General features: G+C 67.1%; 13 protein-coding genes and 1 pseudogene. 4 read left to right on the top strand and 10 right to left on the bottom strand.

The genetic code is table 11. The features are described 5' to 3' along the window. From WT24_RS33350 to WT24_RS35440, 4 genes and pseudogenes are all read right to left on the bottom strand, one after another. A pseudogene (locus WT24_RS33350) lies at positions 1-176 on the bottom strand (aspartate aminotransferase family protein); the annotation flags it as partial. A 34-nt stretch (positions 177-210) separates the two neighbouring features. Further along, entirely contained in the window at positions 211-1,548 is a 1,338-nt protein-coding gene (locus WT24_RS22140) for a glutamine synthetase family protein (protein WP_034208577.1), read from the bottom strand. Between the two features lie 28 nt (positions 1,549-1,576). Next, positions 1,577-2,362 (bottom strand): gamma-glutamyl-gamma-aminobutyrate hydrolase family protein, encoded by a 786-nt coding sequence (locus WT24_RS22135; protein ID WP_059793485.1) that lies wholly within the window; start codon positions 2,360-2,362, stop codon positions 1,577-1,579. A 283-nt stretch (positions 2,363-2,645) separates the two neighbouring features. Further along, on the bottom strand, positions 2,646-2,828 hold the full coding sequence (locus WT24_RS35440) for a hypothetical protein (RefSeq protein WP_060035858.1): 183 nt from the start codon (positions 2,826-2,828) through the stop codon (positions 2,646-2,648). Positions 2,829-3,283: 455 nt separating this feature from the next. On the opposite strand from WT24_RS35440, the gene WT24_RS22120 reads away from it, so the two are divergent. Both WT24_RS22120 and WT24_RS22115 read left to right on the top strand, forming a co-directional pair. Then, complete coding sequence (locus WT24_RS22120; RefSeq protein ID WP_059506493.1) at positions 3,284-3,835, top strand: cupin domain-containing protein; 552 nt, start codon at positions 3,284-3,286, stop codon at positions 3,833-3,835. A gap of 88 nt (positions 3,836-3,923) precedes the next feature. Next, positions 3,924-5,414 carry an aldehyde dehydrogenase gene (locus tag WT24_RS22115; protein WP_060035857.1) on the top strand — a complete coding sequence of 497 codons (1,491 nt, stop codon included), beginning with the start codon at positions 3,924-3,926 and terminating at the stop codon, positions 5,412-5,414. Positions 5,415-5,486: 72 nt separating this feature from the next. Here WT24_RS22115 and WT24_RS22110 read toward each other — a convergent pair whose 3' ends face one another. Continuing rightward, positions 5,487-5,687 carry a heavy-metal-associated domain-containing protein gene (locus WT24_RS22110; RefSeq protein ID WP_059793491.1) on the bottom strand — a complete coding sequence of 67 codons (201 nt, stop codon included), beginning with the start codon at positions 5,685-5,687 and terminating at the stop codon, positions 5,487-5,489. A gap of 330 nt (positions 5,688-6,017) precedes the next feature. On the opposite strand from WT24_RS22110, the gene WT24_RS22105 reads away from it, so the two are divergent. Next, complete coding sequence (locus WT24_RS22105) at positions 6,018-6,350, top strand: cupredoxin domain-containing protein (protein WP_059506479.1); 333 nt, start codon at positions 6,018-6,020, stop codon at positions 6,348-6,350. Between the two features lie 12 nt (positions 6,351-6,362). Next, positions 6,363-7,199 carry an FTR1 family protein gene (locus WT24_RS22100; RefSeq protein WP_059506477.1) on the top strand — a complete coding sequence of 279 codons (837 nt, stop codon included), beginning with the start codon at positions 6,363-6,365 and terminating at the stop codon, positions 7,197-7,199. 86 nt (positions 7,200-7,285) lie between these two features. Here the strand turns inward: WT24_RS22100 and WT24_RS22095 are convergent, their stop codons facing one another. The 5 genes from WT24_RS22095 to glmU all read right to left on the bottom strand — a co-directional run bounded on the left by WT24_RS22095 (position 7,286) and on the right by glmU (position 11,767). Further along, the gene (locus tag WT24_RS22095) at positions 7,286-7,504 is read right to left on the bottom strand and encodes a hypothetical protein (protein ID WP_059506475.1); all 219 of its coding nucleotides are present in this window, start codon (positions 7,502-7,504) and stop codon (positions 7,286-7,288) included. After that, positions 7,504-7,971, bottom strand: coding sequence for a hypothetical protein (locus tag WT24_RS22090; protein ID WP_060035863.1), 468 nt, complete (start codon positions 7,969-7,971; stop codon positions 7,504-7,506). The genes WT24_RS22095 and WT24_RS22090 overlap by 1 nt, the downstream gene beginning before the upstream one ends. Positions 7,972-8,039: 68 nt before the next feature. Continuing rightward, a complete protein-coding gene (locus WT24_RS22085; protein ID WP_060035856.1) occupies positions 8,040-8,360 on the bottom strand; it encodes a DNA-binding transcriptional regulator in 321 nt (106 codons plus the stop codon). A 173-nt stretch (positions 8,361-8,533) separates the two neighbouring features. Next, on the bottom strand, positions 8,534-10,351 hold the full coding sequence (gene glmS, locus WT24_RS22080) for a glutamine--fructose-6-phosphate transaminase (isomerizing) (RefSeq protein ID WP_060035855.1): 1,818 nt from the start codon (positions 10,349-10,351) through the stop codon (positions 8,534-8,536). Between the two features lie 54 nt (positions 10,352-10,405). Continuing rightward, positions 10,406-11,767 (bottom strand): bifunctional UDP-N-acetylglucosamine diphosphorylase/glucosamine-1-phosphate N-acetyltransferase GlmU, encoded by a 1,362-nt coding sequence (gene glmU / locus WT24_RS22075; protein ID WP_060035854.1) that lies wholly within the window; start codon positions 11,765-11,767, stop codon positions 10,406-10,408. Positions 11,768-11,900 lie beyond the last annotated feature (133 nt).

Below are 11,900 nucleotides of genomic sequence, written 5' to 3'. Positions count from 1 at the left end.
ATCACGCGGCTGCCCGCGCGATTGAGCGCGCCCATGTCCGAGAACGGATGGATGTGGTGCGCGGCGTCGAGCGCGCGGTATTCGGCGGTCGAGCGTGCCTGCGTCGCGCGCGGCGCGGCGGCCGTGGCAGTCGGCGCGGCCGGCTGGATCCAGGCCGATTCGTTGCGGTAAGTCATGTTTCCTCCGTGATTCCGTATGCGGTTGGCACGCTTACACGTGCAGCAGCAGATGGCGGCGTTCCCACGAGCTGATTACGCGGAAGAACGCTTCGTATTCGGTTTCCTTCAGCGCGAAATACGCTTTCAGGAACTTGTGCCCGAGGATCTCGCCGAGCGGCTCGCACGCGGCCATCAGCGTCAGCCCTTCCTCGAGGTTGCGCGGCAGTTGGTACGGCAGGCTGTAGCCGTCGCTGACGAGCGGCTCGGTCGGCTCCAGGCGCTGCGTCATGCCCAGATAGCCAGCCGCGAGCGTCGCCGCGAGCGCGAGGTACGGGTTGCAGTCGACGCCCGGGATGCGGTTTTCGATGCGGCGTGCGGCCGGGCCCGAATGCGGGATGCGGAACCCCACCGTGCGGTTGTCGTAGCCCCATTGCACGTTGATCGGCGCGGCCATGAAGCGCGACAGGCGGCGATACGAGTTGATGTACGGCGCGAAGATCGGCATCAGCGCCGGCGTGTACTTCTGCAGCCCCGCGAGATAGTTGTAGAACATCGACGTCGCGCCGCCGGTTTCCGGCGACGTGAACAGGTTCTGGCCCGTTTCCTCGTCGACGATGCTCTGGTGCACGTGCATCGCCGAGCCCGGTTCGTCTTCCATCGGCTTGGCCATGAACGTCGCGTACATGTTGTGGCGCAGCGCGGCCTCGCGCACCGTGCGCTTGAACAGGAACACCTGGTCGGCCAGCGACAGCGCGTCGCCGTGCATGAAGTTGATCTCCATCTGCGCGGCGCCGACTTCGTGGATCAGCGTATCGATGTCGAGGTTCTGCGATTCGCAGTACTCGTAGATGTCCTCGAACAGCGGATCGAATTCGTTGACGGCCTCGATCGAATAGGACTGGCGGCCCGTTTCGGGGCGGCCCGTGCGGCCGACCGGCGGGCGCAGCGGCAGGTCGGGGTCCTTGTTCATGTCGACCAGATAGAACTCGAGCTCGGGCGCGACGACCGGCTTCCAGCCCTTTGCCTTGTACAGGTCGAGCACGCGGCGCAGCACGTAGCGCGGCGAGATCTCGACCGGCGAGCCGTCGAAATGCACGCAATCGTGGATCACCTGCGCGGTCGGGTCGACGGCCCACGGGATCAGGCGGATGGTCGACGTGTCGGGCACGCACACCATGTCGGGGTCGGTCACACCGGTCAGCGAGCCGTCTTCCGGATAGTCGCCGGTGACGGTCTGCACCATCACGGCCTGCGGCAGCCGCATCGATTCGCCGGACGTGAACTTGTTGCGCGGCGTGATCTTGCCGCGCGCGATGCCGGCCATGTCGGGAATGATCGCTTCGATCTCGGTAATCCGGTGCTGCTTCAGAAAGCCTTCGATGTCTTGCATGTCTGTTCTCGTTGTCTGGTTGGCGCGCTCATGCGAGCGCGGCGGCGGCCATGGCGCGCGTGCGTTCGGCGCGGCGGGCGCGGCACGCATCGCCGAACGCGCGGAAGATCGCGCTCGACAGCGGGTCCTGCGCGTGTCGCCATTCCGGATGCCACTGCACGGCCAGCGCGAACGCGGGTGCGTCGACGACGCTCACGGCCTCGATCAGGCCATCCGGCGCGACGGCCTCGACGGCGAGGCCGGAGCCGAGCTGCGCGATGCCCTGCTTGTGCAGCGAGTTCACGTGCACTTCGTCGCGGCCGCCGGCGAGCGCATGCAGCTGGCCGCCGGGCGTCAGGCGCACGACGTGCGCGGGGCCGTATTGCGTATCCATCGGCGCGTCGTCGTCCTCGCGGTGATCGGCGAAGCCGGGCACTTCATGTACGCGCTGGTGCAGCGTGCCGCCGCAAACGACGTTCAGCTCCTGGAAGCCGCGGCACACGGCGAGCACGGGCACGCCCGCGACGATGGCCGCACGCAAGAGCGGCAGCGTCGTCGCGTCGCGGGCGGGGTCGTGCTTCGTGCCGGGCTCGCTCGGCTCGCCGCCGTACCGATGCGGCTCGACGTTCGAGTAGCTGCCGGTAAACAACAGCCCGTCCACGGCGTCGAGCACGTCGGCAGTCGACTGCCGTTCGCCGAGCGCCGGCAGCACCATCGCGAGCGCTTGCGCGCCGTCGACGATCGCGGCCACGTATTTGTCGCCGACCGTATGCGACGCGTGCGCGCCGATCTGGGTGAAGTCGGCGGTGATGCCGACGAGAGGTTTCCTTTCCATGACGTCAATCAGTAATCCGTAGGGACGTGGCGCACGTCGGCCCGAATGCGGCAAAACGCGGGCGCGACACGACCCCGCAGCCGGGCGTCGGGCGCACGGCCGCTGGTGAATGGGCGCAACGGGATGGCGTGGCGATCCGCGCTGCGCGCGACGGTCAGGCCGTCGTTCGTTTCATCGCGATACGCGACGCCGCAACGAATGCGCGAACGCGTTCCGTCACCGCACGGACGATGCGGTTGGCGAATCGACGGACGAAACGAACGACGTGAAGAAAGGAGAGGCGCTACGGCAGCAGCGACGCCACTTCGTCGGTATCGACGGCGACGAATGCGCGTGCGGAAACGGCGTTGTGGCGCCGAACGGAACGACGGGACAGGATGGTGTAGATCGACAGGTGAAGCAGGCGAGGACTATGCCAGCCGCAACTGCCGTCGGAAGCGGGAACGGCGCCGCGCAAACTTCGCACATCGCCTCGATCCCACCTCACCAGAGGGCCACGGACTCTCACGATTACACTCGACTGGTTTGTTGAAAGTATTGAACACCTGATCGTTTCGACGCGCGGGGCGTTTAAAATAATCAAGGTGCCGGCCCGGCGTCATGTGCATTGACGGGCATCGACTGCTGCGTTGCGATAACGCTTTTCGAGGCCTGTGAAAGCCTGATGACGCTGACCTGAGAGCCAGCATATACGAGCCAATAACGGCGTCAAATGTTTTTTAATGGTCCTGCATCAGGGCTTTCCCGAGCAGTGCGAACAAAAGATTCGCAAAAGGAATGGTCGGCGCGCCGTTCATTATTTCGAACGCCTTTCAGGGTTTTCCCCGCTGATGTGCGGCATAAAGTGATTAGAATATTCAACGGCTGTCCCATGCGTCGTTTCACTTTGTCATCGCACTTATCGTGTCCGAAACCGAATCGATGTCCACCGAAGTCGCCGAGCGCCTGCGTTTCGTGCGCAACAAGCATGGCCTGTCGCAGCGCGAACTCGCGAAACGCGCCGGCGTCACCAACGGCACGATCTCGCTGATCGAACAGGGCCGCGTGAGCCCGTCGGTCGGGTCGCTGAAGAAACTGCTCGAATGCATCCCGATGAGTCTCGCGGAGTTCTTTACGTTCGAGCTCGTCGAATCGCGCGCGGTCGTGTCGCGTCGCGACGAGATGCCGAACCTCGGCAACGATTCGCTCGCGTTTCACCTGGTCGGCGCGAACGTGAAGGATCGCAACATGTGCATCCTGCGCGAGATCTACCAGCCGCTGGCCGACACGGGGCCCGAGATGCTCGTGCATGCGGGGCACGAGGGCGGCGTCGTCGTGTCGGGCCGGCTCGAGCTGACCGTCGACGGCGCGACGTGGCTGCTCGACCCCGGAGACGGCTACTACTTCGAAAGCCGCTTGCCGCATCGTTTTCGCAATCCCAGCGCGGAACTGCTCTGCGAGGTCGTGTCGGCCAATTCGCCGGCGACCTTCTGACCGCGCGTCACCGCATTCGCCGCCGGCCGGCTGCGCGCCAGGCGCGCGGCGCGCCGCATCGCGAATGCCAAACCATTGAGGCATCCTGATGAACAAGTTGACTTTGGCTGACTGGCAAAACAAGGCGGCGTCGCTCGCGATCGAAGGGCGCGCATTCATCGATGGCGCATCGCGCGACGCGCACGGCGGCAGGACGTTCGACTGCGTGAGCCCGATCGACGGCCGCGTGCTGGCGAAGGTCGCCGACTGCGGCGAAGCGGACGTGAACGCCGCCGTCGCGGCGGCCCGCCGCGCGTTCGACGCAGGGGTGTGGGCCGGCCTGAACCCGCGTGCGCGCAAGGCCGTGCTGCTGCGCTGGGCCACGCTGATGCGCGAGCATCTCGACGAACTGTCGCTGCTCGAAACGCTCGACGCGGGCAAGCCGATCGGCGACACGACGACGGTCGACGTGCCGGGCGCCGCATACTGCGTCGAATGGTTCGCCGAGGCGATCGACAAGGTCGGCGGTGAGGTCGCGCCGGCCGATCATCATCTCGTCGGCCTCGTCACGCGCGAACCGGTCGGCGTGGTGGCCGCCGTCGTGCCGTGGAACTTCCCGATCCTGATGGCCGCATGGAAATTCGGTCCCGCGCTCGCGGCCGGCAACAGCGTCGTGCTGAAGCCGTCGGAGAAATCGCCGCTGACCGCGATCCGCGTCGCGCAGCTCGCCTTCGAGGCCGGCATGCCGGCCGGCGTGTTCAACGTCGTGCCGGGCGCGGGCGAACCGGGCAAGCTGCTCGCGCTGCATCGCGACGTCGACTGCATCGCGTTCACGGGCTCGACGGCGGTCGGCAAGCTGATCATGCAGTACGCGGCGCAGTCGAACCTGAAGCGCGCGTGGCTCGAGCTCGGCGGCAAGTCGCCGAACATCGTGTTGCCCGACTGCCCCGATCTCGACCGCGCGGCGCAAACGGCGGCCGGCGCGATCTTCTACAACATGGGCGAGATGTGCACGGCCGGCTCGCGGCTGCTCGTGCATCGCGACATCAAGGACGCATTCATCGAGAAGCTCGTCGCGGCCGCCCGCGCGTACGTGCCGGGCAATCCGCTCGATCCGTCGGTATCGATGGGCGCGATCGTCGACGGCGTCCAGCTCGAACGCGTGCTCGGTTATATCGAGGCGGGGCGCAGCGAAGGCCGGCTCGTTACCGGCGGTGCGCGCGTGAACGCGGAAACGGGCGGCTTCTACGTGGAGCCGACGGTGTTCGAGGTGAAGCCCGATGCGAAGATCGCGCGCGAGGAAATCTTCGGGCCGGTGTTGTCGGTGATCGTGTTCGACGACGTCGACGAGGCCGTCAGGATCGCGAACGATACCGAATACGGGCTGGCCGCGGCCGTGTGGACGTCGAACCTGACGACCGCGCACGACGTGTCGCGCCGGCTGCGTGCAGGTACCGTGTGGGTGAACTGCTATGACGAGGGCGGCGACATGAACTTTCCATTCGGTGGCTACAAGCAGTCGGGCAACGGCCGCGACAAGTCGCTGCATGCGCTCGAGAAGTACACCGAACTGAAGTCGACGCTGATCCGGCTGCGTTGACAGGCCGCCGGGTGCGGGCGCGTCGCCGTCCGGCGCTGCGCCCGCAATGACCTCCGCGGCCTTTGGCGCGCGTTACGCGGTGCGCAGTGCGGGATGGAAGCCGGCGGCTTCGATGATCGACCGTACGCGCTCGACGCCTTGCGCCGAGTCGACCTTGACGATCTTCGCCGCGACGTCGATGTCGAGCTTCGCGGCGGGGTCGGCGGCGGTCACCGCACGTGTGATGGCGTTGGCGCAGCCGCCGCAGGTCATGTCCTGGACTTCGAATTCCATCGTGTTCTCTCCGGTGAGTGATTGACGAGTACGTTCAGCATGAAGCTTGCCACGGTGGGAAGGTCAAGCGTCGCATGCGGTTGAGGGCATCGCATCGGCGATTTGTAATGCTGAGGTCTGACGAATGGTCATTTGCGCGCGCGGGTCAGTCCGAATTTTTCCCGATTGACGACTGCACATTGTCGGCTAATTCTCGCGGAGCCTTGCGCGACAAAGCGTGCTTGGGATCGACGACGTACGATTTCCATGATCGAAGTGAGGGTACTCCGAGGTGAAAATGCGAATCGATCTTAGTATCGATTCCCTTCAATATTTCCGTTCATTACGCACATGACCCGTTTCGCTATCGGTTTCGCACTGGCCCTGCTGGGCGCCTCGGCCGCGTCCGCCTTCGCTGCCGACGATGTCGTCAACCTGACGTTGAAGGACCACAAGTTTTCGCCCGAGGGCGTGACGATCCCCGCCGGCAAGAAGGTGAAGTTCGTCGTGAAGAACCTCGATGCGACGCCCGCTGAATTCGAAAGCGACGACTTCAAGGCGGAGAAGGTCGTGCCGGCCGGCAAGTCGGTCGAGATTCTGGTCGGGCCGCTGAAGGCCGGGACCTACGAGTTCCACGACGAGTATCACGAAGCGCAGTCGAAGACGCACCTGACCGTCAAGTAAGCCGATACCGACATGCTGTCTACTGCCCTGATCGTCTTTCGTGAAGTGCTCGAGGCCGCGCTGGTGGTCTCGATCGTGATGGCCGCCACGAAGGGCGTGCCGCGGCGCGGCTGGTGGGTAGGCGGCGGGCTGGTCGGCGGCGTGGTCGGCGCCGGCCTGATCGCGGCGTTCGCCGACGCGATCTCGCAATGGGCGTCCGGCATGGGCCAGGAAGTCTTCAACGCGGGCGTGATGTTCGTCGCGACGCTGATGCTCGCGTGGCACTGCATCTGGATGAGCCGGCACGGCCGCGAAATGGCGCTGCACATGGGTCAGGTCGGGCGGGCCGTCGCCGAAGGCAGCCGGCCGCTGACGGGCCTCGCGATCGTGGTCGGCGTCGCGGTGCTGCGCGAGGGTTCCGAGGCCGTGCTGTTCCTGTACGGGATCGCGGCGGGCGACCCGGGCCAGACGCCGCAGATGATCGCCGGCGGGCTGCTCGGCGTGCTCGGCGGCGCCGGGCTCGGCTACGCGATGTATGCGGGCCTGCTGCAGATTCCGTTGAAGCGCCTGTTCTCCGTCACCAACGGGCTGATCGTGCTGCTCGCCGCGGGCATGGCGAGCCAGTGCGTCGGCTTCCTGCTGGCCGCCGGCCTCGTGCCGTCGTGGGGCGATGCGGTCTGGGACACGTCGTGGCTGCTCAAGGAGTCGAGCATCGTCGGCAAGGCGCTGCATACGCTGATCGGCTATACCGCGCGTCCGGCGGGCATCCAGATCGCCGCGTACGTCGCGACGCTCGCGGCGATCGTCGTGCTGGCACGTCTCGTCGGCCGGCCGCGGCAGACGGTGAGGCCGCCGCGCGCCGCGGCGTGAGTGTCTCCGGGCTTCCCGGTTCGAATGAAAGAAAGGGGCGTCATGGACGCCCCTTCTTTCATTCGGGATGCATGCGGCGGTGTCGGTCAGGCGTGGTTGTCGATCCACGCGCGCGCCCATTCGAGTCCCGCCTCGCGCGCGTCGTCCTCGGTGTCGAACACGCCGAGCACGCCCGAGGCCTCGACGAGCCGGTTGTTCTGCGTGATCGTGCCGCTCGCCGCGAAGCGCTCGGGCTGCATGATCTCCTCCTGCTGCAGAATCGCATGACCCCAGATCTGGTAGCCGCGGTAGGTCTGCGCTTCCATTATCGGGTCACCTTCGCGGAGCGGCCTTGTGTGCCGACTTGCAGCACGTTGCCGTCCGGCGTGTATTGACGCGGGATGTCGGAGAAGGTGAGCGCGCGCGTCGTGTCCGGCGCGGCGGGCTGCATCACCGTGAGACGCCCGGGCGCGGGTTGCGCAACGGGGCGCGGGGCGGCCGGAGTGTCGGTCGCGGCGGCGGCCGGGCGGTGCGAGCCGGCCTTCATGGCCTGCGCGACGCGGCGCTTGTGCGGTTTCGCGGCGGCCTTCGGCGTGGCGCTCGCGTGCTTCTCCGCGCTCTTGCCGGTGCGCGCGTCGGCGCCCGGGCGGGCGGCCGGTGTGCGGGCATCCTGCGCCCGAGCCGCGGGCTGCCGCGCCTCCGGCGGGTTCCAGACCTCGACGTAGTGCTCGGCGGCCCAGCCCGTCGACGCGAACGTCAGCGCCAGCAATCCGCATCCAAACAGTCTTGCCATTGTCTCTCCGTCATATTCGTTGCGGCGCGTCCGGCCGGGGCCGATCATGTGCATTCGGGGAAGCCGGCTCAGGAGAACACCTCGAGCCCGTGTTTTTCGACGATCTGGAGCATGCGCGCGGCGATGCCGCTGGGCCGCTTGTCGCCCTGTTCCCATTGGCGGATCGTCGACGTCGTCGTGTTCAGGTAGAGCGCGAACACGCTCTGGCTGACGTTGACCGCCTTGCGGATGCGGGCGATCGCTTCCGGAGCGAATTGCGGCGCGGCTTCGATGCAGAGATCGTCGTATTCGCGCATCGTCTTCTTGTCGAGCAGGTTGGCGCGATAAAGCCCCGATGCGGCGCTGTGGACCGCCTCCGTCGCGTCGCGCTTGAATCGCGTTTTAGCCACTGCAAATCTCCACATGAAGACGCGTCGTACGGAAGCGGGCCTGTCGAGCCGGCCGGGCGTGGCACTGGATTATATGCCACTAAGTGGTACCTATTTCGACCTGGCCGGATGGCCTGCCGCACGCCGATGCGACGCCCGGACGGACCGGCGACGGCCCGTCCGGCCAGGCAGCCTTACTCCACCGTCACCGATTTCGCGAGGTTGCGCGGCTTGTCGACGTCGGTGCCGCGCGCACACGCGGTGTGATACGCGAGCAATTGCAGCGGCACGACGTGCAGGATCGGCGACAGTTGCCCGTAGTGTTCCGGCATCCGGATCACGTGCAGGCCGTCGTCGTTGACGATCTGCGTGTCGGCATCGGCGAACACGTACAGCTCGCCGCCGCGCGCGCGCACTTCCTGCATGTTCGACTTCAGCTTCTCGAGCAGCGTGTCGTTCGGCGCGACCGTGACGACCGGCATCGCTTCCGTGACGAGCGCGAGCGGCCCGTGCTTCAGCTCGCCGGCCGGATAGGCCTCGGCATGGATGTACGAGATTTCCTTCAGCTTGAGCGCCCCTTCGAGCGCGATCGGGTAGTGCAGCCCGCGGCCGAGGAACAGCGCGTTTTCCTTGCGCGCGAATTCCTCCGACCACGCGATGATCTGCGGCTCGAGCGCGAGCACGCTGTTCAGCGCGGCCGGCAGGTGGCGCAGCTCCTTCAGGAATTGCGCTTCCTGCGCGGCGTCGACGTGACCGCGCAGCTTGCCGAGCGTCGCGGCCAGCACGAACAGCGCGACGAGCTGGGTCGTGAACGCCTTCGTCGACGCGACGCCGATCTCGGTGCCTGCGTGCGTCAGGAACTGCATGTCGGTCAGGCGCACCATCGCGCTCGTCGCGACGTTGCACACGGCGAGCGTATGCGTGTGGCCGAGCGACTGCGCGTGCTTGAGCGCCGCGAGCGTGTCGGCCGTCTCGCCCGACTGCGAGATCACGAGCACGAGCTGGCGCGGGTTCGGCACCGACTCGCGGTAGCGGTATTCGCTCGCGATCTCGACCTGGGTCGGGATCTTCGCGATCGATTCGAGCCAGTACTTCGCGGTGAGGCCCGAGTAGTAGCTCGTGCCGCACGCGAGGATCAACAGGCTGTCGATCTGCGCGAACGCGGCGGGCGCGGCGTCGCCGAACAGCGTCGTGTCGAAGGCGTCCGTCTGCGGCACGGTGTCGCCGATCGCGCGCGGCTGCTCGAAGATTTCCTTCTGCATGAAGTGGCGATAGGGCCCGAGCTCGACCGCGCCGCCGTAGGCGCTGACGACGCGGATTTCGCGCTGCACGGTGGCGCCGTGGCGATCGACGATCGTTACGCCGTCGAGCGACAGCTCGCACACGTCGCCTTCCTCGAGGAACGTGAAGCGGTCGGTGCTACCCGCGAGCGCGAGCGCATCGGACGCGAGGAAGTTCTCGCCGTCGCCGTGGCCGACGACGAGCGGCGAACCCTGGCGCGCGCCGACGACGGTGTGCGGCTGGTCCTTGTGAATCACGGCGATCGCATACGCGCCGTGCAGCTGGTGCACGGCTTCGCGCACCGCGTCGAACAGGTTGCCGCGGTACAGGCTGTGCACGAGGTGCGCGATCACTTCGGTGTCGGTCTGCGACACGAATTCGTAGCCCTTCGCGCGCAGCGCGTCGCGCAGCGGCTCGAAGTTCTCGATGATGCCGTTGTGCACGAGCGCGAGCGCGTTCGACGAGAAGATCGGGTGCGCGTTGTGCGTGACGGGCGCGCCGTGCGTGGCCCAGCGCGTGTGGGCGACGCCGGTCGTGCCTTCGAGGTGCGTCTCGCGCACCTGTGCGTCGAGATCGGCGACGCGCGCGACGCTGCGCGCGCGCTTCGGCGCGCCCGGTTCGAGCACGGCGACGCCGCACGAGTCGTAGCCGCGGTATTCGAGGCGCCGCAATCCTTCGATCAGCACCGGGACGATATTACGTTGCGCAACTGCGCCGACAATGCCGCACATGTATGGTCAATCCTGTCAGTCGACGCGGGCGCCGCGCGGGCGCCCGCAAAAGGTTCAGCTCTTCTTCTTGACCGGGCGGACGTAGCCGCTCTTCGCGGTCTGCGTCTTCTCGTTCAATGCGAGGACGCCTTCGGCGACGTCCTTCCAGATCGTCGTGCCGGCGGCGATCGTCACGCCGCGGCCGACGCGCACGGGCGCGACGAGCTGCGTGTCGGAGCCGACGAACACGTCGTCCTCGATCACGGTGCGGAACTTGTTCGCGCCGTCGTAGTTGCAGGTGATCGTGCCCGCGCCGATGTTCACGCGTGCGCCGATGTCGGCGTCGCCGATGTACGTGAGGTGATTCGCCTTCGAGCCGTGGCCGATCACCGCGTTCTTCACCTCGACGAAGTTGCCGACGTGCGCTTCGTCCGCGAGCTGCGCGCCGGGGCGCAGCCGCGCGTACGGGCCGATCACGGTGTGCGCGCCGAGCTCGGCGCCGTCGATGTGCGTGAACGCGTCGATGCGCGTGCCCGCGCCGATCGACGCGTTGCGGATCACGCAGTTCGCGCCGACGGTTACGTTGTCGGCGAGCGTCACGTTGCCTTCGAACACGCAGTTCACGTCGATTGACACGTCGCGGCCGCAGCGCAGCGTGCCGCGCACGTCGACGCGCGCCGGATCGGCGAGCGTGACGCCGTCGGCGAGCAGCGCATCGGCGACGTTACGCTGGTGAATGCGCTCGAGCTCCGCGAGCTGCGCCTTGCTGTTCACGCCGAGCGTTTCCCATTCGTCGTCGGGCTGCGACGTGACGACCTCGAAGCCGGCCTCGATCGCGAGTTCGACGACGTCGGTCAGGTAGTACTCGCCCTGCGCGTTTTCGTTCTTCAGCGCGCCGAGCCACATCGACAGCTGGGCCGTCGGCGTGACGATGATGCCGGTGTTGATCTCGGCGATCTTCAGCTCGTCCGGCGATGCATCCTTCTGCTCGACGATGCGCGTGACGAAGCCGGCCGCGTCGCGCACGATGCGGCCGTAGCCGGTCGGATCGTCGAGCGTGACGGTCAGGATCCCGTAGCGGCCTTCGCGCGCGGCATCGACGAGGCGCCGCAGCGTCGACGCGCGCGTGAGCGGCACGTCGCCGTACAGCACGAGCGTCGGCTGGGCGGGATCGAGCAGCGGCAGCGCCTGACGGACCGCATGGCCGGTGCCGAGCTGCTCGGCCTGCACCGCGAACTGGACGTCGGGTGCGGCGACGGCGGCCTGGACCTGCTCGGCGCCGTGGCCGACGACGACGACGAGCCGGGACGGCTGCAGCGTGCGCGCGGTGTCGATGACGTGGGAGAGGAGCGGCCTGCCGGCCAGGGGGTGAAGCACTTTCGGCAGCGCGGAACGCATGCGCTTGCCGGTGCCTGCCGCCAAAATCACGATATTCATGGCGCGCGCTTGGTCAGGGAGTTCGAAGCCGTCCATTTTAGCATGCGGCCCCCGCCGTTCCGGGCCTGCCGCAGCGGGCGCGCCACGCCGGAAAGGGCGCTCGGCGCCCGCTTCCGGCGGGTGTTCGGGCCCT

It is taken from the genome of Burkholderia sp. MSMB1078WGS, assembly GCF_001528895.1.
Lineage (GTDB): Bacteria > Pseudomonadota > Gammaproteobacteria > Burkholderiales > Burkholderiaceae > Burkholderia.
The sequence above is the reverse complement of the archived record's forward strand: the minus strand, read 5'-3'. Positions and strand labels throughout refer to the sequence as shown.

Bases quoted from the DNA above. Each gene is read 5' to 3' on its own strand.
- WT24_RS22100 (WP_059506477.1), top strand. From the start codon at position 6,363: ATGCTGTCTACTGCCCTGATCGTCTTTCGTGAAGTGCTCGAGGCCGCG.
- WT24_RS22140 (WP_034208577.1), bottom strand. From the start codon at position 1,548: ATGCAAGACATCGAAGGCTTTCTGAAGCAGCACCGGATTACCGAGATC.
- WT24_RS22090 (WP_060035863.1), bottom strand. From the start codon at position 7,971: ATGGCAAGACTGTTTGGATGCGGATTGCTGGCGCTGACGTTCGCGTCG.
- glmU (WP_060035854.1), bottom strand. From the start codon at position 11,767: ATGAATATCGTGATTTTGGCGGCAGGCACCGGCAAGCGCATGCGTTCC.
- WT24_RS22110 (WP_059793491.1), bottom strand. From the start codon at position 5,687: ATGGAATTCGAAGTCCAGGACATGACCTGCGGCGGCTGCGCCAACGCC.
- WT24_RS22135 (WP_059793485.1), bottom strand. From the start codon at position 2,362: ATGGAAAGGAAACCTCTCGTCGGCATCACCGCCGACTTCACCCAGATC.
- WT24_RS22105 (WP_059506479.1), top strand. From the start codon at position 6,018: ATGACCCGTTTCGCTATCGGTTTCGCACTGGCCCTGCTGGGCGCCTCG.
- WT24_RS22120 (WP_059506493.1), top strand. From the start codon at position 3,284: ATGTCCACCGAAGTCGCCGAGCGCCTGCGTTTCGTGCGCAACAAGCAT.
- WT24_RS22095 (WP_059506475.1), bottom strand. From the start codon at position 7,504: ATGGAAGCGCAGACCTACCGCGGCTACCAGATCTGGGGTCATGCGATT.
- WT24_RS22115 (WP_060035857.1), top strand. From the start codon at position 3,924: ATGAACAAGTTGACTTTGGCTGACTGGCAAAACAAGGCGGCGTCGCTC.
- glmS (WP_060035855.1), bottom strand. From the start codon at position 10,351: ATGTGCGGCATTGTCGGCGCAGTTGCGCAACGTAATATCGTCCCGGTG.